22 protein-coding genes, 1 tRNA gene and 2 pseudogenes are annotated in these 23,351 nt (G+C 53.5%); 11 read left to right on the top strand and 14 right to left on the bottom strand.

The window, feature by feature from the left end; translation table 11 throughout:
* Nucleotides 1–112: 112 nt before the first annotated feature.
* Nucleotides 113–748 carry a TetR family transcriptional regulator gene (locus GSQ70_RS21390; protein ID WP_158784390.1) on the bottom strand — a complete coding sequence of 212 codons (636 nt, stop codon included), beginning with the start codon at nt 746–748 and terminating at the stop codon, nt 113–115.
* A 145-nt stretch (nt 749–893) separates the two neighbouring features.
* Nucleotides 894–1,655: a hypothetical protein gene (locus tag GSQ70_RS21395; protein WP_158784391.1), complete on the bottom strand. Its 762-nt coding sequence runs from the start codon at nt 1,653–1,655 to the stop codon at nt 894–896.
* 224 nt (nt 1,656–1,879) lie between these two features.
* On the opposite strand from GSQ70_RS21395, the gene GSQ70_RS21400 reads away from it, so the two are divergent.
* Nucleotides 1,880–2,068, top strand: coding sequence for a hypothetical protein (locus GSQ70_RS21400; RefSeq protein WP_158784392.1), 189 nt, complete (start codon nt 1,880–1,882; stop codon nt 2,066–2,068).
* A gap of 93 nt (nt 2,069–2,161) precedes the next feature.
* Here the strand turns inward: GSQ70_RS21400 and GSQ70_RS21405 are convergent, their stop codons facing one another.
* Both GSQ70_RS21405 and GSQ70_RS21410 read right to left on the bottom strand, forming a co-directional pair.
* Nucleotides 2,162–4,543: a glycoside hydrolase family 31 protein gene (locus GSQ70_RS21405; protein WP_158785417.1), complete on the bottom strand. Its 2,382-nt coding sequence runs from the start codon at nt 4,541–4,543 to the stop codon at nt 2,162–2,164.
* Nucleotides 4,544–4,557: 14 nt separating this feature from the next.
* The gene (locus GSQ70_RS21410; RefSeq protein ID WP_158784393.1) at nt 4,558–5,856 is read right to left on the bottom strand and encodes an MFS transporter; all 1,299 of its coding nucleotides are present in this window, start codon (nt 5,854–5,856) and stop codon (nt 4,558–4,560) included.
* 341 nt (nt 5,857–6,197) lie between these two features.
* On the opposite strand from GSQ70_RS21410, the gene uxuA reads away from it, so the two are divergent.
* The 3 genes from uxuA (at nt 6,198) to uxuR (ending at nt 9,739) form a co-directional block, all read left to right on the top strand.
* Entirely contained in the window at nt 6,198–7,388 is a 1,191-nt protein-coding gene (gene uxuA / locus GSQ70_RS21415; RefSeq protein ID WP_158784394.1) for a mannonate dehydratase, read from the top strand.
* Nucleotide 7,389: 1 nt separating this feature from the next.
* Nucleotides 7,390–8,805, top strand: coding sequence for a glucuronate isomerase (uxaC, locus tag GSQ70_RS21420; RefSeq protein WP_158784395.1), 1,416 nt, complete (start codon nt 7,390–7,392; stop codon nt 8,803–8,805).
* A 157-nt stretch (nt 8,806–8,962) separates the two neighbouring features.
* On the top strand, nt 8,963–9,739 hold the full coding sequence (uxuR, locus tag GSQ70_RS21425) for a Uxu operon transcriptional regulator (RefSeq protein ID WP_158784396.1): 777 nt from the start codon (nt 8,963–8,965) through the stop codon (nt 9,737–9,739).
* Nucleotides 9,740–9,906: 167 nt separating this feature from the next.
* Here the strand turns inward: uxuR and GSQ70_RS26485 are convergent, their stop codons facing one another.
* Both GSQ70_RS26485 and GSQ70_RS26490 read right to left on the bottom strand, forming a co-directional pair.
* On the bottom strand, nt 9,907–10,332 hold the full coding sequence (locus tag GSQ70_RS26485; RefSeq protein WP_199257291.1) for an EamA family transporter: 426 nt from the start codon (nt 10,330–10,332) through the stop codon (nt 9,907–9,909).
* A gap of 15 nt (nt 10,333–10,347) precedes the next feature.
* Nucleotides 10,348–10,461 (bottom strand): annotated as a pseudogene (locus GSQ70_RS26490) (hypothetical protein); the annotation flags it as partial.
* Nucleotides 10,462–10,850: 389 nt separating this feature from the next.
* On the opposite strand from GSQ70_RS26490, the pseudogene GSQ70_RS21435 reads away from it, so the two are divergent.
* Nucleotides 10,851–11,045: pseudogene (locus GSQ70_RS21435) on the top strand (flavodoxin); the annotation flags it as partial.
* Between the two features lie 53 nt (nt 11,046–11,098).
* Here GSQ70_RS21435 and GSQ70_RS21440 read toward each other — a convergent pair.
* From GSQ70_RS21440 to GSQ70_RS21455, 4 genes are all read right to left on the bottom strand, one after another.
* Nucleotides 11,099–11,971 carry a LysR substrate-binding domain-containing protein gene (locus GSQ70_RS21440; protein ID WP_158784398.1) on the bottom strand — a complete coding sequence of 291 codons (873 nt, stop codon included), beginning with the start codon at nt 11,969–11,971 and terminating at the stop codon, nt 11,099–11,101.
* A 2-nt stretch (nt 11,972–11,973) separates the two neighbouring features.
* Nucleotides 11,974–12,049: transfer RNA gene (locus tag GSQ70_RS21445), tRNA-Asn, on the bottom strand.
* A gap of 123 nt (nt 12,050–12,172) precedes the next feature.
* Nucleotides 12,173–12,964 (bottom strand): DgsA anti-repressor MtfA, encoded by a 792-nt coding sequence (gene mtfA, locus GSQ70_RS21450; protein ID WP_158784399.1) that lies wholly within the window; start codon nt 12,962–12,964, stop codon nt 12,173–12,175.
* A 79-nt stretch (nt 12,965–13,043) separates the two neighbouring features.
* A complete protein-coding gene (locus tag GSQ70_RS21455; protein ID WP_158784400.1) occupies nt 13,044–13,703 on the bottom strand; it encodes a hypothetical protein in 660 nt (219 codons plus the stop codon).
* A gap of 603 nt (nt 13,704–14,306) precedes the next feature.
* Here GSQ70_RS21455 and GSQ70_RS21460 point away from each other — a divergent pair.
* Nucleotides 14,307–15,011, top strand: a complete 705-nt coding sequence (locus GSQ70_RS21460; protein ID WP_158784401.1) for a phosphohydrolase — start codon at nt 14,307–14,309, stop codon at nt 15,009–15,011.
* 73 nt (nt 15,012–15,084) lie between these two features.
* A complete protein-coding gene (locus GSQ70_RS21465; protein ID WP_158784402.1) occupies nt 15,085–15,333 on the top strand; it encodes a hypothetical protein in 249 nt (82 codons plus the stop codon).
* A 62-nt stretch (nt 15,334–15,395) separates the two neighbouring features.
* Here the strand turns inward: GSQ70_RS21465 and GSQ70_RS21470 are convergent, their stop codons facing one another.
* Both GSQ70_RS21470 and GSQ70_RS21475 read right to left on the bottom strand, forming a co-directional pair.
* Nucleotides 15,396–16,982 carry a methyl-accepting chemotaxis protein gene (locus tag GSQ70_RS21470; RefSeq protein WP_199257292.1) on the bottom strand — a complete coding sequence of 529 codons (1,587 nt, stop codon included), beginning with the start codon at nt 16,980–16,982 and terminating at the stop codon, nt 15,396–15,398.
* Between the two features lie 125 nt (nt 16,983–17,107).
* Nucleotides 17,108–17,764: an epoxyqueuosine reductase QueH gene (locus tag GSQ70_RS21475; protein WP_158784403.1), complete on the bottom strand. Its 657-nt coding sequence runs from the start codon at nt 17,762–17,764 to the stop codon at nt 17,108–17,110.
* 173 nt (nt 17,765–17,937) lie between these two features.
* Here GSQ70_RS21475 and GSQ70_RS21480 point away from each other — a divergent pair, with 173 nt between their 5' ends.
* On the top strand, nt 17,938–18,513 hold the full coding sequence (locus GSQ70_RS21480) for a nuclear transport factor 2 family protein (RefSeq protein ID WP_158784404.1): 576 nt from the start codon (nt 17,938–17,940) through the stop codon (nt 18,511–18,513).
* Nucleotides 18,514–18,590: 77 nt separating this feature from the next.
* Entirely contained in the window at nt 18,591–19,994 is a 1,404-nt protein-coding gene (locus GSQ70_RS21485) for a DNA cytosine methyltransferase (protein WP_158784405.1), read from the top strand.
* Here GSQ70_RS21485 and GSQ70_RS21490 read toward each other — a convergent pair.
* Nucleotides 19,981–20,862: a DMT family transporter gene (locus GSQ70_RS21490; RefSeq protein WP_158784406.1), complete on the bottom strand. Its 882-nt coding sequence runs from the start codon at nt 20,860–20,862 to the stop codon at nt 19,981–19,983. The genes GSQ70_RS21485 and GSQ70_RS21490 overlap by 14 nt on opposite strands.
* Nucleotides 20,863–20,933: 71 nt before the next feature.
* On the opposite strand from GSQ70_RS21490, the gene GSQ70_RS21495 reads away from it, so the two are divergent.
* Both GSQ70_RS21495 and GSQ70_RS21500 read left to right on the top strand, forming a co-directional pair.
* The gene (locus tag GSQ70_RS21495; RefSeq protein ID WP_158784407.1) at nt 20,934–21,857 is read left to right on the top strand and encodes a LysR substrate-binding domain-containing protein; all 924 of its coding nucleotides are present in this window, start codon (nt 20,934–20,936) and stop codon (nt 21,855–21,857) included.
* Between the two features lie 21 nt (nt 21,858–21,878).
* Nucleotides 21,879–22,352: a very short patch repair endonuclease gene (locus GSQ70_RS21500; protein WP_158784408.1), complete on the top strand. Its 474-nt coding sequence runs from the start codon at nt 21,879–21,881 to the stop codon at nt 22,350–22,352.
* On the opposite strand, the gene GSQ70_RS21505 is transcribed toward GSQ70_RS21500, so the two are convergent.
* Nucleotides 22,353–23,309 carry an acyltransferase family protein gene (locus tag GSQ70_RS21505; protein ID WP_158784409.1) on the bottom strand — a complete coding sequence of 319 codons (957 nt, stop codon included), beginning with the start codon at nt 23,307–23,309 and terminating at the stop codon, nt 22,353–22,355.
* Between the last annotated feature and the right edge of the window lie 42 nt (nt 23,310–23,351).

The following is a 23,351-nucleotide window of genomic DNA, read 5'->3' on the forward strand; positions in this document are numbered from 1 at the left end:
GAAGTGAGCTTTCAGGATCCGACACAGTAAGCGTAGCTGAATTGCCCCGGAACGACAGCGTCCGGAGCAGAGAAAGTTGTACGTCGTATTAAGTTTCTGTACAGGTTTTCAGTCAGGCCGGGCGCAGGTAACGCAGTGTGGCATCCACCACCAACTGGCGGTTGCGGGCGATGCTCTGCTGTTCCGTCTCGTTGCCGCCAAACAGCGTATGGAAGGTGTAGCGGTTGGAGACGTTGTGCGTACAGATGCTGCTGATCAGGCGGTGAACATCCACGGTATCCGCTTTCTGATCGAATACGCCAGTGGCTTTGCCACGCACCAGCACGCTTTCCAGCACGTCGAGCGCGCTCTGATTCAGCGCCTTAATGCGGGTTGACTGGCTGATATAGCGGCCGCGCATCAGGTTCTCACTGCACACCAGCCGCATAAAATCCGGATGAGTGATGTGGTAGTCAAAGCTGGCTTCGGCCAGACGTGCCATCGCCACCACCGGCGGCATCTCCGCGAGATTCAGTCCGGTTTCATGTTCACGGATGGCCTGATAGACCTGCTCCAGCACTTCCATATAAAGATTTTCTTTATTGTTAAAGTGGTACACCACCATGCGCTTGGTGGTCTGAGCATGCTCAGCAATCTGTTCCATACGGGCACCCTGCAGGCCGAATTCAGCAAAGGTGGCAAGGGCACCGGCAAGGATACGTTTCTTCAACCCTTCCGGGTCATTCTTTCTTTTGGCAGTAGCGGGCATAACGGGTCGATAAATCCGTGGTCTTTAAACCGTTGCAGTAACAAGGATGTTAAGAATACCACAGAAAGCTTAAGGCTACGTTCGGGGCAGTGTGATCGGCATCAGACTCCGGCGTTCTGACAGCAGAAGCCGGTAGCGCAGCGGGTCAAAACCAGGGATGGGTGCCATCAATAACGCTATCAAAGTGGTCTTTAATCTTTTCATTCAGCTGCGTTTCGTCCGGTAATGCCTGGCCTCGCAGCACCGCTTCAGTGGTAAAGCAAAACAACAATATTCCCCGGCTGCATAAATTCGCGGCTTCGCTGTAGCTCTCCAGCGAGGTGAAACAGGCTTCATCTTCGGGCGCGCGCTGCCGACAGGAGGCGATGACCGTCTTCAGCGCCCGCCAGACATCCCTGGTCTCGCCGAGCACAGGGATCTTGCCAATTGAGAAGGTCAGGATCTTATCAATGCGGATAAACAGATGCTGCCTGTGGTCGGCCGCGAAAAGCTCTTCCAGCGTTTCCTGCCACAGAGTGAATGTGGTGGAAAACAGCTCATTCTGCACCATCTCGATGCTGGCATGCTGCCACGGATAGTCGGCGGCAAACTGGCTGAAAGCAAGCTGGTAGGCGTCAAACGCGGCTTCGTCAGTTTCATCCATCAGCGTCAGTTCGTTGCAGCGCAGCTCGAAGTCGAGCAGTTCCCGCTGACGTTTTGGATCATGCCAGTCAATCAGCCGGGCTTTGCGCTGCTGTAGCGAGCGCAGGGATTCCAGATCGTAAAACGTCGCCATGGCTATTTCACTGGCCAGCAGCGCTTTATTGATGGTCTGTATGACCGCTGGCGACTGCACCACTGAACGCCCGGCCAGCAGCTCATTACGACGGTTAAGGTAAGCCGCCGCGGGTGTGAGGAAGTTGCTCATGAGCATTCTCTTTATCGGGAAGGGGAAGACGGGCGGCCGCCCGTGCACAGAAGGGACGAGTATGGCATAAGTTACAGCGAAGAAATCTGCGGCAGGCGCTTTTTCAGCCGAATACCTGGCATGCTTAGCACCACAGCATATAAAGTTTGCATAAGTTGATATTTCCCTCTTCGCGGCAGACAGGTTTAAATCAGTTCCAGACCACACCGAGTGAAGGAACTGAGATGCAAAACGTTAACCTGCTTAGCCGGACCACAGAGATACTGAGCTGGCTGCAAAACAGCTTTTCTCAGGCCGTGCAGATCGATGAACCGCTGGACGCCGCGCGGGTTGCCGAATCCCTGTTACCGGTCAGTCAGTTGTACGGTTTCGAAATGAGCTATCTGCATTCACGGGACCATTATGAAAAATAGCCGCCATCCTCACAGCATTCGATATAGCTACTGGAATGAGCTGTGCGCTCTGATTAAAAAAGCCCGTTCAGCTCAGCACTGAACGGGCTTTTTTCAGGGTGTCTGGCCTTGTGAAACTGTCCACTCGCTGCGTTCAATTCCGTCGATAATCAGCCGACGCTGCTCCTGCTGTGGCAGAGTGATTTGCAGTCTCTTCCATGCGGGCAGATAGCTCCCACGGCGGTTGAAGGTCAGCCTGATTTCTCCGGCAGTGCAGTGCATCTCCCAGTTCAGCCACAGTGCTTTGTCCTGCTGATAACCCCACGACTCGCCGTCATCTTCGAACAACACTCCCTGAGCGTTGCCCACGCCTTTCAGCGGGAACAGCTTCAGTTCACGCTGGTTATCCCGCTCAGCGTCAACCGGCTTCAGATGCTGGCTCAGGGGCAGACCGGCACCGGCACGAACCAGCAGCGGCAGTTTTTCCAGCGGGGCATCCAGAGTGATCTGCTGACCGCCGCCGTACCAGTTTCCGCTGTAAAAATCATACCAGCCAGCCTGATTGTCCGGCAGCCACAGGCTGCGCTCGCGCTGGCCTGGCTCAACAACGCTGGCGACCAGAAGATCGCGGCCCAGCATAAAATCATCGCATTCCGCAAAGGTCTGCCGATCGTGCTCGTGGTCGAGGAAGGTCGGGCGCAGCATCGGCTCATCATCCGCGTGGGCCTGCCACAGCAGAGTGTAGAGGTACGGCATCAGGCGATAGCGCAGCTCAATCGCTTCGCGGATCGCCGGGGTGACGGCAGGGTACATCCACGGCTCGTTGACGGTGTGGTCATCGTTCCACGAGTGGATGGTGAAGCGGGGATGCATCACGCCATTCTGCACCCAGCGCACAAACAGTTCTGCATCTGGCTTGTCACCAGAGAAACCGCCAACATCGTGGCCGACGTTATACAGTCCCGACAGGCTCATTCCCACGCCCATGCGGATGTTATAGCGCAGCGTCTGCCAGCTGGTGCGGTTGTCACCGCTCCAGGTCTGCACATAGCGCTGCATCCCTGCGCAACCCGAGCGGGAAATCAGAAAAGGGCGTTTATCCGGTGCGAAACGCTGCTGCGCTTCCATTGAGGCGCGCATCATTAACAGTGGCATCACCGGGCGCACATCCTTAATGGCGATACTCTTGCCGAAGCCGTGGCAGCGGGCTTCGCCGTCCCACACTTCGTACTCGTTGTTGTCATTCCAGGTGGAATCAATGCCCATCTCCAGCAGCTGGCTGGTGACGCCTTCCTGCCACCAGGCAATGGTCGCCGGGTTAGTGAAGTCCAGGTGCGATCCTTCGTCATCCCAGAATGAGGAGCGTTCCGGCGCATCACTTTCCGAGTCGCGGATAAACAAGCCTTTCGCCGCCACCGCCTCATACTTTGGGTGATCCTGAAGCAGACAGGGCTTGATATTGGCTGCCAGACGCAGTCCGGCATCGTGGAACGCGGCACTCATCTTCTTCGGCTGCGGCACTTTGTCGTAGTTCCAGTTGAAAACGTAGCGCTTGTTATTGATTGAGGTGTAGCCGGAAGAGAGCTGGAATGAATCGCAGGGGATGGCATGCTCGCTGCTAAGGCGGATAAAGTTCATCAGCTGATCCTGAGCATCCGGCGCATCAGTGTAGTGCATGGTCGACCCGCTGTAGCCCAGGCTCCATTTAGGGCCGAACAGGGTTTTGCCGGTCAGACGAACAAAGGCTTTGGTGATATCCAGCACCCGGCGGCCAACAAACAGGTAGTAATCGATGTCGCCGCTTTCGGCCTGCCAACGGCGGTAGGGCAGATGGTAGTTATCCAGTTCGTTGCCCAGGTCCAGCTGCGTGTTGCTCAGGTTATCGTAATAAAGCCCGAAGCTGACCTCATCGCGTCGGGTGATGGTGAAGGGGATATGCTTATACAGCGGATCTGTCGAGGCGGCGTTGTAACCCATCGCATCCAGATTGCGCATCTCGAAGCGTTTGCCATTACGCTGCAAATCGCCGGCTTTTTCGCCCAGGCCATAGAAGCGTTCATCAGGCTGGCGACGCTGGTAGTGCGCCACGCCGTCGCCATGAGCATTCAGCAGGTAAGCGCTGGTTGGGCGGTCGCAGGTCAAAAACTGCCACTCGCCCTGAGCGTCGCGGTAATGCCATTCCAGATACAGCGGTTGATGAACCGTCACCCGTAGCTGCTCCGTTGCCAGCACCAGACTGTCGGCTTCTTCGTGCAGGGTAAACTCCGGCAGGCTGAAACCGGCCAGACTCTCACGCTGGCGGCCTTCCCAGGGCACATCTTCGCCCGGCGCGATGCTCCAGGTGCGGTCCAGCTCAAACTCTCCCTGGCGTTTCAACGCCACGCGGATCAGGTTCTGCTCCAGCACGTAAAGGCAGAACAGATGTTTGCCTTCAACCGTCAGTTCAACATGATGGTCAGCGGATTTTGTTAAGGTCCAGTGTTTCAGCGTTTTCATCATCAGCCTCAATATCAGGCGCGTTTTGCGCGGCGTTCAGCAATAAAAGAGATCAGGAAAATGGCACCAATCAGGTCGAAGAAGCCCATGGCGACGAACAGCGGGTTAAAGCCGATGGTGTCAGCGGTGACGCCGATAATCAGTGAAAATATAAAGCTGGAAATCCAGGCGAAGGAGCCGCGCATACCGTTAACGGTCGCCATCTGGCCTTTGTCAAAAGACTCCACCACCAGCGCGCTGAGCATGCAGGAGATAATCTGATGGCCGAAGCCGCCAATGGAAATCAGCGCAATCGCCATATAGGGATCTTTAGTCAGGGCGACCAGAGCCAGTGACAGCATCAGGAAAGCACCGGTTATCGAGCTGGCGACGATGGAGTTAACGCGGGTACAGCCGAAAAAACGCAGATAAATTTTAGTCAGGTAACCGCTGGCGACACTGCCCAGGTCTGCAGCCAGGAACGGCAGCCAGGCAAACATGGCGATCTGCTTCAGATCCATCCCCATATTCTTCGCCAGATAGAGCGGTACCCAGAAACTCAGCACGCCCCAGGCCGGTTCGGCCATAAATGCCGGAATGGCGATGCCGTAAAAGCGTTTATTTTTACCGACCACTTTCAGCGCCTGGAAGAACGGCAACTTAATGGGTTCCGGTTCATTATCCTGCTTGATGAATGTCAGCTCTTCCTGGCTCAGGTTCGGGTGTTTTTCCGGATTGTGATAGAACAGCGCCCAGGCCGCCACCCAGATCAGCCCGAGAATACCGGTAAACAGGAAGGCACCCTGCCAGCCAAAGGAGCCGTGAGCGAAGTAGATAATCGGCGGGGCCAGCATGGCACCCATTGAGAAGCCCACGCCAGCCCAACCGGCCGAAATGGGGCGCTCTTTTTTCGGGAACCATTCGCCCAGCGTTTTGGCATTGGCGGGCGTGGCAGCCGCTTCGGCACCGCCCATCATAAAACGCAGGAACAGCAGGTGAACCCAACTGCCCGCGCCCGCATGGAACAGACAGGCCAGCGACCAGATACTGGCACAGATCAGAAAGCCAGCCTTCAGACCCATCACATCGATCAGCCAGCCGGTAAGGGGCTGGAACAGGGTATAAGCCAGCTGAAAAGCACCGACAATCCATGAGTACTGTTCGGTAGTGATCCCCAGGCTGGTTTTCAGTTCCGGCGCAAGGATGCCCAGTGAGTTACGGGTGATGTAGTTGACGGTTACGCCGGTCAAAAACAGCACCAGAACCCACCAGCGCAAGTTACGGATGATGCGGCTGCTTTTTACCGCGCTCCCTGTCATTACACTGCGGTTCATATTGTTCTCCACATTTGATTGGGGGTAGGCGCGAAATAAATTTAAGGCGGCCAACCGAACAGGAAGCCGTTTTTGCCGCAATGTCATTAACCGTTTTTGATTTCGCCGGGTGAGTGAAGCACACCTCAGGCAACGGGTCGCCAGGCTGATGGCGTATTTGTGATTTGGTTAACCAATTTAGCCTTTTGTGGTTGATATGAACGCCATTAAGCGGGAGTTTAGGGCGGTGAAAGTCAGAATATCTACCGGACTGGCCTGTTTTAAGCTGAATGGTGAACCAATTTTAACCGACATTTCTTCAGCGGCAGGCGGGTTCTCTCTACGATCCTGGAGGCAGAAAAATGGAACAAACCTGGCGCTGGTATGGCCCTAACGATCCCGTCACGCTGGCGGATGCAAGGCAGGCAGGCGCAACGGGCATCGTCACCGCGCTGCACCATATTCCTAATGGTGAAGTCTGGAGCCTGGCTGAAATCCTGAAAAGAAAAGCCATCGTGGAGCAGGCTGGCCTGGTCTGGTCGGTGGTGGAAAGCGTGCCAATCCATGAAGAGATCAAAACGCACAGCGGACAGGTTGACCAGTGGATCGCTAACTACTGCCAGACGCTGCGCAACCTGGCGGAGTGCGGCATCCACACCGTTTGCTATAACTTCATGCCGGTTCTGGACTGGACCCGTACTGACCTGGCGTGGGAACTGCCAAACGGAGCGAAAGCGCTGCGTTTTGATCAGATCGAATTCGCCGCTTTCGAACGCCATATCCTGAAGCGCCCGGGTGCAGAGAAAGATTACACGGCTGAAGAGCTGGCGCAGGCAGATGCCTGTTTTGCTGCCATGAGCACAGAGTCCAGAGAGCGTCTGACCCGTAACATTATTGCCGGGCTGCCGGGTTCGGAAGAGGGATATACCCTGGAGAAATTCCGGGCGCAGCTCGATCGCTATAACGGCATTGATAATGCACGCCTGCGTGAGAACTTCGCTTACTTCCTTAAGGGGATTATCCCGGTGGCGGAGCAGGTCGGGCTGCGCATGGCGGTGCATCCGGACGATCCACCGCGTCCGATTCTGGGCCTGCCGCGTATCGTATCCACAGCGGAAGATATGCAGTGGATGGTGGATACGGTGAGCAGCCCGGCTAACGGTTTTACCCTGTGTACTGGCTCTTACGGCGTACGTGCAGATAACGATCTGCCCGCTATGGCCAGGCGTTTTGGTTCGCGTATCTATTTTATTCACCTGCGCTCCACTCAGCGTGAAAGCAACCCGAACAGCTTCCATGAAGCGGAACATCTCGGCGGTGACGTGGATATGTATGAAGTTATCCGGGCAATTGCTGAGGAAGAACAGCGCCGGAAAAATGCCGGAGAGCAGCCCCTGATCCCAATGCGTCCGGATCATGGTCACCAGATGCTGGACGACCTGCACAAGAAAACCAATCCGGGGTATTCCGCAATTGGTCGCCTGAAAGGCCTGGCTGAAATCCGTGGGGTGGAACTGGCTGTCCACCGTGCCTTCTTTTCAAAGGGAGCCTGAAATGAAGTCGTTTATGAACGAAGATTTCCTGTTAAAAACCGAAACGGCCCGTCGCCTGTATCATGACTTTGCCGCCGGGATGCCGATTTACGATTATCACTGCCACCTAAGCCCGCGTGAGATTGCGGAAGATCGCCAGTTCGACAATCTGGGGCAGATCTGGCTGGAAGGCGACCACTATAAATGGCGTGCGCTGCGCTGTGCCGGGGTGGAAGAGGCACTGATCACCGGCAATCAGAGCAGCGATTACGAGAAGTATCTGGCCTGGGCGAACACCGTGCCACAGACGCTGGGGAACCCGCTGTATCACTGGACGCATCTGGAGTTGAAGCGACCATTTGGCATCACCGGCAAGCTGTTCGGCCCAGAGACGGCCGGGGCGATCTGGCATGAATGTAATGAGAAGCTGACCACGCCGGAGTTTTCAGCGCGCGGCATTATGCGCCAGATGAACGTTCGCATGGTCGGCACCACCGACGATCCGCTGGATTCACTGGAGCATCACCGCAAAATCGCCGCAGATAAAGATTTTACGGTGGAAGTGGCACCAAGCTGGCGTCCTGACCGGGTGCTGAAAATTGAGCTGGACGGTTTTGCTGACTACATCCATAAGCTGGAGCTGGTGGCTGATGTGGTTATTCGCCGCTTTGACGATTTGCGTAAGGCGCTGACAAAACGTCTGGATCATTTTGTCGCGCATGGCTGCCGTGCTTCCGACCACGGCATTGAAAATCTGCGCTATGCGCCGATCCCCGATGACCGGCAACTGGATGCGATCCTGACCCGGCGTCTGCAGGGGGGGGAGCTGAGCGAGCTGGAGGTGGCGCAGTACACCACCGCGCTGTTTGTCTGGCTGGGCGCGCAGTATCATCAGCGCGGCTGGGCGATGCAGATGCATATCGGCGCGCTGCGTAATACCAACACGCGCATGTTCCGCACGCTGGGGGCGGATGTTGGCTTTGACTCGATGGGCGATAACAACATTGCCTGGCCGCTGTCGCGGCTGCTGGACAGTATGGAGATAAATAACCAGCTGCCAAAAACCATCCTCTACAGCATTAACCCGAAAGATAATGAAGTGGTGGCGACCATGGCCGGTAACTTCCAGGGGGACGGCATGGCCGGTAAAGTGCAGTTTGGTTCCGGCTGGTGGTACAACGACCAGCAGGACGGGATGATCCGCCAGCTGACACAGCTCTCGCAGATGGGGCTGTTGAGCCACTTTGTTGGCATGCTGACGGATTCTCGCAGTTTCCTCTCTTATACCCGCCACGAGTATTTTCGCCGTATTCTGTGCAACATGATCGGAACATGGGTGGAAGAGGGCGAGGTGCCGAACGACCAGCTAATGCTGCGTACGCTGGTGGAAAATGTCTGCTTTAATAATGCCGAGCGTTATTTCTCCCTGGATCGGTAAGACGTGCCGCCAGGTGGTTGACCAGAATCAATACGCTGGTCAGCCAGCTTAATAAAGTGGCGAACCGAAATGGCATTGTCCTGCTGTCCGCAGTATATTTGACGCTATCAAGACGGCCCGGTAGCAATACAGACGACGAAGGTTAGCCCATATCGTGATGAAATCAGCCCCCCTGCAACAGCGCCCCTATCAGGAAGTTGCCGCCCAGTTGCGTAACCTGATTAAGCAAAAACCCTATGCAACCGGCGATCGCCTGCCTGCCGAACGGGAAATTGCTGAACAGTTTAACGTGACCCGCACGCTGGTGCGTGAAGCGCTGATCATGCTGGAAATTGAAGGGCTGATTGATGTGCGACGTGGCGCAGGGATCTTCGTGGTCGGTCAGCCACAGCTCAGCCAGCCAGTGGCAAATGAAAACCCGGCACCGCAGGGTGCAGGCGCGGGTCCTTTCGAGCTGTTGCAGGCGCGGCAGCTGCTGGAAAGCAATATCGCTGAGTTCGCTGCACTGCAGGTCACTCCCGCCGATATCAGCAAGATGCGCCAGGCGCTGCAGCTGGAAGAGCAGGAGCTGGCTTCCGAAAGTCTGGATGATACCGAAAATGGCGATATGCAGTTCCACCTCGCCATCGCCGAAGCCACGCACAACAGTATGCTGGTGGAGTTATTCAAACAATCCTGGCAGTGGCGCGTCAATAACCCGATGTGGGCGCAGCTTCACCGCCATCTGAGCGATTCCCGCTACCGCAAGGAGTGGCTCGGCGACCATAAAAAAATCCTCGCTGCGCTGATCAAAAAAGATGCCCGGGCAGCGAAATTCGCCATGTGGCAGCACCTCGAAAACGTCAAGCAGCGCCTGCTGGAGTTCTCTGACGTCGATGACCTGAATTTCGACGGCTATTTGTTCGAGTCCTGGCCGCTGAATGAGGGGATCTGAGGAAAAGGGGGGATTTCTCTTCCCTGGATAACTCTTCACGCAAAATGACCGATGCGATGAATGCCTACTGCCACATCTCTGGCCAAGTATTAGCGCGCATCGATCCGGGAGGGGTCTGCCTCGGTTATTTAGTCTGCGCGGAGCAGAACAGTTAACGAGTCCAGTAGTTAGGCTCGTTTTAGCGTTATCTGTGCGCCAATAACTATCATTACCATTCCAGAAATCATGCTCAGGGTTAATTTCTCATGCCATCCAATATATCCAAAAAACGCGGCGAACACGACTGACAGGTAAGTCCAGGACACTATTTTATCGGTAGGCGCATAAGAACATGCCACTGAAAGAAAATATTGCGCTAAAGTTGTAACTATACCTAACAACATTAAATAGGGAATGGTTGATAAATCGAATGAATGCCATACCCAGGGAATTAACACCAACGAAAAAAGAAGAGTGAATAGTGAGAAAAAAAGCATTTGTTGATATGGAGATTCCGTTTCTGACATTAGCCAGATAGTGATCGTGGCTGCCCCACCCATTATGCCCGAAATGATCCCAGCCAGATCACCTGTATTAAGACTATGTGTGCCCACGCCACTCGTCAACGCTACCCCAATGAAACCAACGATTGTCCCTATCCAGACAAAGCGGTCTGGAAATTTCCTGAGTACCAGAAGCGCTAAGATAGGAACAAATACAGGTGAGGTCTGCTGAAGTAAGACTGCGGTGCTTAATTCAAAATTTTAAACAGCAAAAAAATAAGTCAGCAGTGCGAAAAATGTAAAAAGTGACCTTAACGCATGTGTGCCTTTTCTCTCGGATTTAAAACTGAATTTACCTGAGAAAACTCCTGCCATCGCGACACATAGAAAGCTAAAAAGATTCCGCCAGAATACCAGTGACAGAGTATCCATATCAGCTGATACGAGTTTAACTAATACCCCAGCCAGAGCGAAAATTAAAGCCGAACATATAACGTTCATTACGGAGCGAAAATATGCCATCAAAGCCCTCACTCAAAAAAATTTGATAAGCCGATGACTACAACATAACAGGACAGTGCTGCTGGTTCACGAGATGGTTCTACCTGCAAAATCAACCCGTCATCTAAAGTACACACAACCTCGCGGGAAAAATGCTAATCCCTTTTATAATTCATGGCGGCTACGGCGTGGGTCACAGCGTGGAGGTTCTTGCCAGTCTGGCCCCGGAGGCCCGGCGCGAGAAACCGTTGGTGATGGAGTGCGATCAGGAGCGAAGAACCACCGAAACCGTGAACGGCTGGTTAGAGGCGGTACGGAGCTGACAGCGGGTTGAATCCTTACTGGCATGCAATGCCGGATTGGCGCTGCCTGCTATTCAGTCGGAATACCTCAGAGCATCGATCAGCAGGGCAAACGCTGGTGGGTGCTGTTTGCGGCTTGGATAGTAGAGATAATAACCCGGGAAACTCGGGCACCACTCATCCAGTACCGTAACAAGCTCTCCCGATATTAATTGTTCTCTGATCATATCCTCGGGTATAAAGGCGATGCCAAATCCGGAAGTGGCGCCGTCGATCCTTTCGGAAAGCAGGTTAAATATCAGCTGTCCTTCAACACGGACTCGCAGCGGTTTACCGTCTTTCTCGAACTCCCAGTGGTATAACCCACCGGCAGTGGGCAGGCGCATATTGATGCAGTTATGATTTTGCAGGTCATGAGGGGTTTGCGGAATACCATGAGTTTCAAAGTAAGACGGTGCTCCCACAGCGACCAGACGTAACTCCGGACCGACCCTGACGGCAACCATATCCTTATCGATGCTTTCACCCAGACGTATACCGGCATCGAAGCGGCCATCCACGATATCGACAAAGCCATTATCGACAACAATTTCAATTTTGATGTCAGGATACAATTTTAAAAAAGGTTTTAACTTTGGCCACAGCAAGCTTCGGGCCGAATGTTCCCCTGCTGAAATACGGATATTGCCAGATGCAGAGCCGCCGGAGTGTACGATGGATGCTAACTCTCGCTGCATCTCAGTAATATGAGGTTGCAGGCAGGCAATAATTCTTTCACCGATTTCTGTGGGGGCGACACTGCGGGTGGTACGGGTAAGCAGGCGCAGGTTCAACCGTTCTTCAAGAGCCTGAAGCGCCTCAAAGGGAAACACCCGTTTCCCCTTTAATAATGCCCTTTTCCAGACAGCAAAAAGCCCGCTCAGGTAACCCCGAGCGGGCTTCTTCAATATGGCTCCTCTGACTGGACTTGAACCAGTGACATACGGATTAACAGTCCGCCGTTCTACCGACTGAACTACAGAGGAATCGGTTTCGATGGGGCGCATATTAGCGGGGTCATTCAGGGCTGTCAACAGTAAAAAACACCCAAGCTTTCAACTGGCTGCGTTTAAATCAACGCGATCGAATTGTGAACAGGTTGCCGTCAATTAATGAACGATACCGCCGGAATTCTGCATTGACTGTTCATCGTTCAGGCGGCGTGCCGGGTCCTGGCGATAGAACAGGGTGAAGCGACGATATAAAGTCGGGAAGCGTTCCAGTAGCAGTTCGGGCGCGCTGAAGAAATATTCCGACAGCACTGCAAAACACTCCGCCGGATCGCTGGCTGCATAGGCATCGATAGTGGCTGCATTCTCGCCGACCAGATCGATTTCATCCTGAATCGCATTCATTGCCGCATGCAAATCCTGCTCCCAGCCAGCCACATCCCGCAGGGCTATTGCCGGAACGCCGTTCGCATGGCCGCTGCCCCGGGCATCGATCTTGTGCGCCACTTCATGGATTATCAGATTATAGCCGGAAAGATCGAATGAGTCCTGCACATCCAGCCAGTTCAGTACCACTGGTCCCTGCTGCCAGCTCTGTCCTGCATGCGCCATCCTTTCATAATGCACCAGGCCAAATTCATCCTGCCATTCGTCATCGACCATAAAGGGAGCAGGGTAAATCAACACTTCATGGAAACCGTCCAGCCACTCGTAACCCAGATTCAATACCGGCAGGCAAAATAACAGGGCAATTCGGCAGCTTTTCAGTTCGTCCAGTGCAAAATCCTGAAGTCCGACCACTCTTTTTTGCTGCAGGAAACGTTGCGCATGCTGAATGAGCCATCGCTGTTCGGATTCGCTTAGCGAACCGAGTAAAGGGATATCCAGTGCCTGCTGCCATGGGAGGTTATTGGCGGCATCGTCAGTGGTTTTCCATGGCCATTTGATCATCGTACAATCCAATCCGGAAAGGAAACGAAACAGCCCCGGCCATGATGAAACGCTGGCCGGGAAGCCGGGAGGAAGCTGTTCAGATCCTGCTGAATTCAATCACCCAAACCCATGGGTTCACTTCCCAACTGGTGCCGCCGTATTGCAGCGCCCACTGTTTACGGTAGGCATCTTTCGAAGAAACCGCCTCATTGTGCATGGTAAAAAAGTTGTTCAGGAAGTGAGAATCCGTCTGCACGCCTTCGGCGATCACATCGTCATCACTGATGTCCTGAATTCGTTCCACCCTGATACTGCTGATCTGCAGGTCGATACGGCTGGCCCAGCGCGGCATATGGATCCCTGCCTGCCAGCCAAAATACTCATTTTCATCTGCTGCGTTAGAAAACTGACTGGTATCGGCACGGTACTGGCAGTAGCGCGCGGATTTAAACAGGGCAGGCGTACGCTCGTACTCTGTCATCTCCTGCGAATTAATCACCGGCCCGCGCCAGGTTTCCCTGACCCACAGGCGGTCACCGGGTTGGCCATACGGGCAGTGGTAACTTAAGTTTTCCATAGCCATTACGCGGTTGCCTTGCAACTGATTATTCAGCACGTCGATACCATAACAACCCTCATGGTTATCCTGACCGGGACCCAGGAGTTGTGATTTCATGATGCGCCGGGTTTGGCTCTGTTGGCCTGAGAGCAGCGCTCGCACCCGTTGATCGTTAAACAAAATCGGGCGTTCTTTCATGGTTTGACCTCTGTTACACACTTGTGGAAATGCTGATCACAGCCTCACTAAAAAAACAATACAGAAAATTCCGAACATTAGCCCGAGAAAAAAGTTGAACCAAATTAGAAACTAATCATTAGCTGTGCTTGTTAATTTTTGACCTGTCAGAAGCGTATAAAACACGGCTCTGCTATCTGGTCAGACTTCCGATCCTCTCGTTGGAGACAATCGGGGATTATCCTGCGATCACAAATTTGACATATGCCATCTTTACAATCCCTTACAGTTACAGCTACCGGCTGGTTACCCGCTGCTGATAGCACGCATAAATCTGTGATTAACGGCTTGCTGCCCACGATTCTAACTTAACAACAGGTAAAATGCCGATAACTTATTTTAATTCGTACATTATGTATGTTTAAGCATTCGCCTGAAATCTAATCAGTTATTTCTCTATGGCAAAAGCATGAAAAAACAAAATATGGTGTGAATCCGTTAAAATTAACGCTATAAACATGATGTGGATCTCGTTTTTGACCAAATGGTACAGACGGTTTTCCCTACAGTGGACAGGTACTTCCCACTGACATCTCTTAAAGTCCAAACAATAAGGAGAAGTCTATGACACTTATTCACTGGCAAACCCGCTTTGAAAGCTGGCTGCATCAGACCTGGCCACAGGATGACAAAGCCCATGACGTGGCGCACTTACGCCGGGTCTGGCAGACATCTCAGCGTATTATGAAAGGCACAGAAGCTGATGAGCTGGTTGTGCTGGCAGGCTGTTATTTTCATGACATTGTGAACCTGCCCAAAAATCATCCCGAAAGACATCTGGCTTCCGCTAAGGCCGCAGTAGAAACGCGCCGGATATTACTGAACGTCTTCCCTGATTTTCCAAAAGAGAAGCACGATGCGGTGTCACATGCGGTGCATGCACACAGTTTCAGCGCGGGCGTACCGGCAGAAACACTGGAAGCAAAAATCGTGCAGGATGCCGACCGACTGGAGTCGCTGGGTGCGATAGGGCTGGCACGTGTGTTCTATGTTTCCGGTGCGCTGGGGCGATCGCTGTTTGACAGCAACGACCCGCTGGGACGGGTCAGACCCTTAAACGATACTGAATGGGCGCTGGACCATTTCCAGAAAAAACTGCTGCGGTTGCCAGAGACAATGCAGACCGCTGAGGGCAGACGACTGGCGGAATATAATGCCGAATTTCTGGTGACTTATATGGCCAAGCTATGCGCTGAACTGAAGGGCGATCACTGCGGACTGGATGAGAAAGTGTTAATGGAATTCTCGCCCATGCTTGAGAAATATTAAATTTTTATGAACGTATAGTTAAATAGCACTTTTCAGGCTACGGTGTTGAGGACAATACTCAGGAGAATCAGGTATGACCGACACCGTTAGCTTAACGATTAAAATCGATCCCGCCTTAAAGGAAACGCTGAAAACGCTTGCCCTTGAAAATCAGATTTCACTCAGCCAGGAAGTGACCCAACGCTTACAGAGCAGCCTGACCACCCATCAGCATCCTGCGGTGGACAGTCAGGACCTGTCTGAAGACGTTGATCCACAGTTGACCTCTGCTGAACTCAAACAGATCCGCGCTTTACTGAAAAAGTCGAAAAAGAAGAAGTAACTCCTTTCTGCTTACCCCTGATTTTCCGTCAGGGGCATTTCCCTCATCAGCCATCCTCGTCCTTACATCACAAACTGACTGACACTCTGTGACAGACGTTGCGCATGGGCGACCAGATTTTCCGACGCGCTGGCGCTTTTTTCCGTCAGCGCTTCACTGTTTTTCACCTGCTGATTGAGGCGTCCTATCTCGATGGCGACGTTATTTATCCGCTTGCTTTGCGCACTGGCATTCTGCTGAAGTTCATGCAGCACGGTTACCACGCCTGTGACCGATTGGGCAATTTCCCCGTACAGGCTTTCAAGCGTCTGAACCTTGGTAAAACCGTTATCGATATGGTGATGCGTGCTGGCGATCAGGCTGTCGATATTTCGTGTTGAAGCGGCGCTTTTCTCCGATAGCAGGCCAATCTCTTTTGCCACTATTGAGAAGCTACGGCCATACACGCCAGCATGCGCTGACTCAATAGCAGCATTCAGCGCCAGCAGTTTTGTTTGCAGCGACAGGCCATCAAGCAGGCTGACAATTCCGGCGATTTCGCCCGAAGCACCGACAATCTCCCGCATCTGGGCATCCACATCTGCCACCATCACGCCGCAGCGCTGGGTCAGCTTATCCGCTTCCTGAACCTGTCGGGTGGCGTGGCTGGCGAATTCAACGCTGTGTTCCACTTCTTCGGCCACCCGGTTTAGCCGTTCACTGATGTGTTCAAAGGCGGTGCTCTGCTGCTGATTGTGGGCGTTGAACGCCTCGTTCTGCTGCGCCATTTGATCGGCGCTGTTCATCACCGCCAGCGAAATGGCGTTAATCTCTCCGACAATATGCTGCAATCCCTGCTGCATCTCTTCAATGCTGCGGGTGAGTTGTCCGATTTCCCTGGCCTGCCATCCCCTGGTGCCTGCAGAGTGGGAAAGATCGCCAACGGCAATGCGGATCAGCTGCGCTGAAACGCGATTAAGCGGCAGGATCACTCCGCGCAACAGCATCAGTCCGCCAGCCATCAACAGCAGCAGCAGTACCGCTGAAATGCCCAGCGAAACGTCACGGCTGGTGGTCAGCGATCCGAGCGTGGATTGATTGAGGTGGGCCGACTTCGCGTTGGCTGCGCTGATTGTCTGGTAATAAGAGTCGTTAAACTGTTGCTGAAAGGCCTGCATCGGTACCATAAAAACAGAGTCGATATCCTTCGCATTCAGGCCTTTCAGCTGCTCGTTCAGTCCTTCAACCAGCATATCGAAATTCTGCTTCAGCTGGCTTTTCTCGTCGGCGTGGTAATCGGCAAACAGTTTTTGTGCGTTGGTGAGCGAGACCTGAGCCGCTTCAGCCAGGCTTTTCCAGCTGTCCACCGAGCCGGTCTGGTTGTCCTGCATCAGATAGATACCGGCACGGTTACTGTTATCGCTGGCGGTAAGCAGCTCCATGCGGGCTTTATCAAGCAGCGACTGGCGCTGCACCAGCCGGTGGGAAACGGTGACGTTTTGCTGAGTGGTGTCCACCAGCCGGGTCAGCAGCAGGGCGCTGGCACATTGCAACAGGCAGAACAGGATCAGAAACAGGGAAAATGCGCCGCGCAGGCTTTGCAACCAGGCCGGAAACCTGATGGATAAACGGCGCGGTCGCAGCAGGCGCAGAGTGGTGAGCATCGACATAAAGGACTCCAAAAAAAAAAGAGTATTCACTCCCTATATGTCAGTCGTGTTACATGCTGCCAGTCCGCAGAAGAAACAGCGATAGATCCGCTGATAACGCAAATTACCTGCGGATATTCCGTTACTTATTGTTCTTCGTCGCCATAGTAGAGCACACCAAGCTTGATCAACTGGCGGCCCTGACTTTTGCGATGCAGGTTGGTGTCTCGCAGTGAATAGACGCAGCCGCAGTACTCCTGCTGATAAAAGCGCTCGCGCTTGCTGATCTCGATCATCCTCGCCGAACCGCCTTTTTTACGCCAGTTATAGTCCCAGTATGTCAGCTCAGGATAGGGTGCGGCCGCCCGCACGCCACAGTCATTGATCTGTTGCATGTTTTTCCAGCGCGAGATGCCCAGCGAACTGGAGATCACCGGGAAACCATGCTCGTGTGCATACAACGCGGTGCGTTCAAAACGCATATCGAAACACATGGTGCAGCGTACGCCACGTTCCGGCTCCCACTCCATTCCTTTGGCCCGCTCAAACCAGTTGTCAGTGTCATAGTCGGCATCGATAAACGGCACGCCGTGCTTTTCGGCAAAGCGGATGTTCTCTTCTTTACGCAGCAGATACTCTTTCTGCGGATGAATATTCGGGTTGTAGAAGAAGATTGTATAGTCGATACCGGCAGCCTGAATTGCCTCCATCACTTCGCCAGAACAGGGCGCGCAACAGGAGTGCAGCAGTAATTTATTGGCACCTTTCGGCAGGCTCAGGGGCGGGCGTGAGATGTCGCTCATCGCGTCAGACTCCGTTATTCGTTAAAAACAACGTCAGTTTAGGTGGGTAACCGGCGGATGTCACGAATTGCCGCCCGCGTTGGCAATTGATGCGGATCGGTTGAGGCATCCATTGGCAGCGACTGAACGGGCTGCGCATAATTAATGCCTGACCAATTGTAAGGATTACAGATATGACGAATAGTGTAGAAGACCGTCTGGCGATAAGTGACCTGATGACCGGCTGGATCCACCGCGACCTGGCCGAATGGGATCGGTTGCGTGGACTTTTTCATGATGATGGGGTGATTGAAGTCACCTGGTTTGAAGGCCCGTTCAGCCAGTTTATCGAAGGTTCGATCAATATGGGGGCCTCGCCGCTGCGCACCAAACATATGATTGGTGCGCCGGTCATCACCTTTAATAACCACAAAGCACTGGTTGAAACCAATGCGGTGATCGTGGCGGAAAATGTCGACCTGAAACTGGGTGGTGCTGCCCATAATCGTTTTTATGACTGGGTAGAGAAACGGCAGGGTGAGTGGCGGATCGTTAAGCGCCAGAGCATTTATGATATGGGCTATTTCACCTTCCCACAGGGCCTGGTGACGATTGATAATGACGCAGCGGCCAACTATCCCCGTGAATATGCTGCATTGGCCTATTTGCTGGAAAAAAGTGGTTTTGGCGTAAACCGGGTGTTTGCAACTAAAGGCAGCGCTCTGGAAAAAGCGATGAAGGAAGAAGGCCAGCGCTGGTTAAAAAGCTGATCGGGCCGGATTACCGCCTGGCAGCAGAGCAATGAAGTGATAGACTAGCCCGGTATATTCTTTGTTACCGGGTGATTATGAGCAAGTTCGACCGCATTGCCGCGCAGTCAGCGGAACCGGCACATCAGCAGGAGAGTCAGTTTGAGCAGGACCGCCAGCTGATGGCGCGGGTGCTGGATATTTATGATCTGAAAACGGTGGCGGCAACGCTCAGCCAGCATGGCTGGACCCGTGAGGCGCTGAACCGCCTGGCGAAAGGTTCCCCAGCAACCCGGCTGCTGAGCGAAGCGGAGATCGGCCTGCTCAACAGTATGCTTCCCACCCCGCCTGCTCATCACCCGAATTATGCCTTCCGCTTTATCGATCTGTTTGCCGGTATTGGCGGGATTCGCAGTGGTTTTGAAGCGATCGGTGGGCAGTGCGTGTTTACCAGCGAGTGGAACAAGTACTCGGTGAAAACATATAAAGCCAACTGGTACTGCGATCCGGAAACGCACGCCTTCAATCAGGATATTCGCGACGTCACGCTGAGTGGCAATCCGGCTATCGGCGAGCAGGAAGCTTACCTGCATATCGACCGGCAGGTGCCCGATCATGATGTGCTGCTGGCGGGCTTTCCCTGCCAGCCGTTCTCGCTGGCTGGCGTGTCGAAAAAGAATGCTTTAGGCCGTGCTCACGGTTTTGAGTGTGAAGCCCAGGGCACGCTGTTTTTCGATGTGGCACGGATTATCACCGCCAAAAAACCGGCTATCTTCGTGCTGGAGAACGTAAAAAACCTCAAGAGCCACGACAAGGGAAAAACTTTCCGCATCATTATGGATACGCTGGATGAGCTGGGTTACGACGTGGCCGATGCTGATGCCAGCGGCGCAGCCGATCCGAAAATTGTCGATGGCAAACATTTCCTGCCGCAGCACCGCGAACGTATTGTGCTGGTGGGATTCCGCCGCGATTTGAAACTGCCGACATTCAGTCTGACCTCGCTTTCCACTCTTTATCCTCAGAAAAGAACGCCGCTGCGTGATCTGCTGGAGCCAACGGTGGATGCGAAATACATCCTTACGCCGACGTTGTGGAAGTATCTTTATAATTATGCCAGGAAGCATCAGGCTAAAGGCAACGGGTTTGGCTACGGGCTGGTTAACCCGGAGAAAGAAAATGGCGTGGTGCGTACCCTGTCAGCACGCTACTACAAAGACGGGTCTGAAATTCTGATCGATCGTGGCTGGGATCACCTGCTGGGCGAAAGCGATTTTGACCATCCGCAGAATCAGCAGCATCGTCCCCGCCGCCTGACGCCAAGAGAGTGCGCCCGGCTGATGGGGTTCGAAACCTCTGGCGGGCACGGCTTCCGCATCCCGGTTTCAGATACCCAGGCTTACCGGCAGTTCGGCAACTCGGTGGTGGTGCCTGCCTTCGGCGCGGTGGCAAAACTGCTGCTGCCGTGGATTGAGCAGGCGGTTAAGCTTAAGGCGCGCTAGTTTTTCTGCCACTCTGCAGCAGCCAGACGCCAAGGAAGATCAGCAGTGTGGAGACTATCTCCACGCTGCCAATCGGCTCTCCGGCAAAGAAGTAGCCAATCAGCAATGCAATGACCGGAGGGATGTAGGTGACCGATGAAGCGGTTACGGCCCCCAGAGAACGCACCAGATAATAATAGATAAAATAGGCTACGCCCGTTCCGAGAATCCCCAGCCCAATAACCAGGCCCAGCAGCGCCTTGCTGCTGGCAGTGATATTCATCATGCTGTCGAAGCCACCCGGCACCAGCAGGATAATCAGTGCTGCTCCCATCTGATAGTTAACCAGTGCCAGCGCGGGGATCGGCAGATCGCTGAGGAATTTTTTGGTATAGACAAACGACACACCGATGCACAGCGAACCGGCAATCATCAACCACAGGCCATGCTGGTCAATGGCCATTGCCTGCCATGGGCGGGCGATCATCAGCACACCAACCAGCCCCAGCGACACGCCGAGCAGCTTACGTGGAGTGATCGGCTCATGGCGCAGAAAAATTGCGGCAACAATAAAGGAGAACAACGGGATGCAGCCGCTGATCACACCCGAAATGCCGGAGAGCAGCAGTGCGGTACCTGCCGCATAGGCCCAGTAATAGAGTACGGTGGCCAGTAAGGCCATGACCACGAAATGTGGCGTATAGCGCCAGTGTTCCCGGCGGAACACTCCCTGCCACAATCCGATGATCAGCAGTGGGATAAAACCAAAAAAGACCCTGAGCTGGACTATCTGCAACGGAGTAATCCAGGCGCTGGCCCAGTGCATAAAAATAAAATTACTGCCCCAAATCAATCCCAGCAGGGCAAATGCCAGTCCTGGTAGATTCATCTTTTTACCACGGTTAAAAACAGCGATTGTCGGCAAAGCCCCGACATGTTACAAGGCAGATAAACAGGTGAATGAAAGAGAAAAACTACGCCATGAATGCTTATCCTCCCCTGCGGGCGCTGGTGGCCTTTGACGAAGTGGTACGCAGGCGCAGCATCAAACTGGCGGCAGAAGCGCTTCACGTTACGCCGGGCGCGGTCGGGCAGCAGATTAAAAAGTTGGAGAAATGGCTGGGGATCGCCCTGCTGGTACGGGATGTGAGACGGATTACGGTGACGCCGGAAGGCATGAACTATCATCAGCAAATTGCGCCGCTGCTCGGTCAGATTGCGCAGCTCAGCCAGGCGGTAAGGCAGCCTCAGAAGAGACAGATCAGACTGTCGATGCCGCCGGGGCTGGCGGCGAAGTGGTTCAGCCCCCGGCTGGGTGATTTTATCCGGGCTTTCCCGCAGTACGATTTACATCTCAATGCGACCACTTCTTACGTTGACCTGGCCGCTGGAGAAGCGGATATATTGATCCGTCATTTTGACGGCGACAGTAAACAGTTCTTCACCCGGTTGCTGGTAAATGATGACAGTTCCGTCTTTGCCAGCCCGCGTTACATTGAGATGAAGCAGCTGAGATACGCAGAAGATTTGCAGCGCGCCACGCTACTGCACAGCACGCTGCATCCCTGGTGGCCGGTCTGGCTGCGGCTCAATAGCAGGCTCAGCGAGGAAAATATCAGTGATATCTCCGGCATCCATTTTGACCAGACTTTGCTGGCGATTGAGGCGGCAAAGGCCGGGCAGGGGGTGATGATCACCGATCCGCTGCTGCTGGAAAGCGAGCTGGTACAGGGAGAACTGGTGCAGCTGTTTACCGCCAGGGCGCCGAGCCATAAAGGCTACTATCTGTTGATGAATAAGGCGCAGGCGGGTGAGCGACATCTGATCGCTATGGCGGACTGGCTGACCAGCCAGATCCCGGGTTCAGGGAAAGACTATACTTAGTCAGAAAATAAGGATGATACTATGGCTGATGTTCACACCTCTGAAATCCGCAGTAAAAACATGCGTGCCATCCGCACGCGCGACACCGCCATTGAAAACCGCCTGGCAGAACTGCTGTCAGAGCTGGGATTCAGCTACCGCGTGCAGGATAAATCGCTGCCCGGTCGGCCGGATTTCGTGCTGGATAGCTATCAGACCATTATTTTTGTGCATGGCTGCTTCTGGCATCGCCATCACTGCCATCTCTTTAAGGTTCCGGCAACCCGTACAGCATTCTGGCTTGGGAAAATCAGCAGTAACGTGGAGCGGGATAAGCGCTATATTGCCGAACTGAGCGCGGCAGGCTGGAAGGTGCTGGTGGTGTGGGAATGTGCGCTGCGCGGTAAAACGAAGCTCGAAGAAGAAGCCATGACCTCCCGGCTGGAAGAGTGGATCTTCGCCGGGGAAGGAAATGGTGAAATCGACTGGCAGGGTATCCGGCGAATAGTTGACTGATTAAAAGGTCACCAGCGGTCGGGTCATCCTGAACCGCAGCATCACCAGCGTCAGCATGACCGACAGCAGGAACGTCAGCATAAGGGTCAGTAGTTTGGTGGTCAGCGAGGTAATAGTGATCCACTGGATCAGTAAATTGAAAAATGAGTAGTGCAGGATATAGACTCCGGTCATGGTTTTGCTGAGCTTCGCTGACAATTGTTGTACATATTCCCCCACCTCCAGTCCGTTAATCGCGATGATAATCAGTACCACCAGAATATAAACCTGCGAGCCAGTGAGAATAAAACCGTTACGCTCGACGCTGAACAGGGTAAAGAAGAAATGCTTCTCATACAGCCAGGTGAAGATATAAACGAACGGCACCGCAATCAGGGCGGCTTTTGCCACCACAGGCCGTGAGTAAAAGGCGCTCACCAGCGGATTAAACAGGAGCTGGCCCGTTAAATAATAGAGCACCCATGTCCACAGCCTGAACTCGGCAGGCAGGGAAAACCAGCGGTTATCGGAATAATGAAGTGCCTGTAAATCATAATAAAAAGCCAGCACCAGTAGGGTCAGCACCGTGGCAATCAGCAATTTTCTGTTCTGTGCCAGCCGGTCGATCAGTGGGTGAACGCAGTAAATCATCAGCAGCGTCAGCACGAACCAGGGCTGGATCAGATACCCCTTGTAATAGGGGCCGACAAAATACCAGACCGAATACCAGAACAGGAAAATCACCAGAATGGCGCGGATTTTTTTTAACCGCCACTCCTTACTGCGCAGGGCACAGGCATCCAGATAACCGGTCACCACAAAAAACAGCGGGGTGGCAATGGTCGAAATAAAAGTCAGAAAGGTAAGAATGGTACTGTAATTATAGGAATAGTTATCGTATGTATTGTACAACGTGAAGAAGGTTACCGCCGTCAGGCATCCCAGGGTTTTTATCAGGTTCAGCCCAGTATAATTCATCGCCGTTTTTCCTTGCCTTTAAAACGGACAGCACTATAACAC

Origin of the sequence: Pantoea sp. BAV 3049 (genome assembly GCF_009765445.1) — a bacterium.
Lineage (GTDB): Bacteria > Pseudomonadota > Gammaproteobacteria > Enterobacterales > Enterobacteriaceae > Erwinia.

Coding starts and splice junctions, on each gene's coding strand:
- GSQ70_RS21490 (WP_158784406.1), bottom strand. CDS start 20,862: ATGAATCTACCAGGACTGGCATTTGCCCTGCTGGGATTGATTTGGGGC.
- GSQ70_RS21390 (WP_158784390.1), bottom strand. CDS start 748: ATGCCCGCTACTGCCAAAAGAAAGAATGACCCGGAAGGGTTGAAGAAA.
- GSQ70_RS21470 (WP_199257292.1), bottom strand. CDS start 16,982: ATGTCGATGCTCACCACTCTGCGCCTGCTGCGACCGCGCCGTTTATCC.
- mtfA (WP_158784399.1), bottom strand. CDS start 12,964: ATGATCAAATGGCCATGGAAAACCACTGACGATGCCGCCAATAACCTC.
- GSQ70_RS21480 (WP_158784404.1), top strand. CDS start 17,938: ATGACGAATAGTGTAGAAGACCGTCTGGCGATAAGTGACCTGATGACC.
- GSQ70_RS21410 (WP_158784393.1), bottom strand. CDS start 5,856: ATGAACCGCAGTGTAATGACAGGGAGCGCGGTAAAAAGCAGCCGCATC.
- uxaC (WP_158784395.1), top strand. CDS start 7,390: ATGAAGTCGTTTATGAACGAAGATTTCCTGTTAAAAACCGAAACGGCC.
- GSQ70_RS21460 (WP_158784401.1), top strand. CDS start 14,307: ATGACACTTATTCACTGGCAAACCCGCTTTGAAAGCTGGCTGCATCAG.
- GSQ70_RS21505 (WP_158784409.1), bottom strand. CDS start 23,309: ATGAATTATACTGGGCTGAACCTGATAAAAACCCTGGGATGCCTGACG.
- uxuR (WP_158784396.1), top strand. CDS start 8,963: ATGAAATCAGCCCCCCTGCAACAGCGCCCCTATCAGGAAGTTGCCGCC.
- uxuA (WP_158784394.1), top strand. CDS start 6,198: ATGGAACAAACCTGGCGCTGGTATGGCCCTAACGATCCCGTCACGCTG.
- GSQ70_RS21500 (WP_158784408.1), top strand. CDS start 21,879: ATGGCTGATGTTCACACCTCTGAAATCCGCAGTAAAAACATGCGTGCC.
- GSQ70_RS21395 (WP_158784391.1), bottom strand. CDS start 1,655: ATGAGCAACTTCCTCACACCCGCGGCGGCTTACCTTAACCGTCGTAAT.
- GSQ70_RS21400 (WP_158784392.1), top strand. CDS start 1,880: ATGCAAAACGTTAACCTGCTTAGCCGGACCACAGAGATACTGAGCTGG.
- GSQ70_RS21475 (WP_158784403.1), bottom strand. CDS start 17,764: ATGAGCGACATCTCACGCCCGCCCCTGAGCCTGCCGAAAGGTGCCAAT.
- GSQ70_RS21405 (WP_158785417.1), bottom strand. CDS start 4,543: ATGAAAACGCTGAAACACTGGACCTTAACAAAATCCGCTGACCATCAT.
- GSQ70_RS21495 (WP_158784407.1), top strand. CDS start 20,934: ATGAAAGAGAAAAACTACGCCATGAATGCTTATCCTCCCCTGCGGGCG.
- GSQ70_RS21455 (WP_158784400.1), bottom strand. CDS start 13,703: ATGAAAGAACGCCCGATTTTGTTTAACGATCAACGGGTGCGAGCGCTG.
- GSQ70_RS21485 (WP_158784405.1), top strand. CDS start 18,591: ATGAGCAAGTTCGACCGCATTGCCGCGCAGTCAGCGGAACCGGCACAT.
- GSQ70_RS21465 (WP_158784402.1), top strand. CDS start 15,085: ATGACCGACACCGTTAGCTTAACGATTAAAATCGATCCCGCCTTAAAG.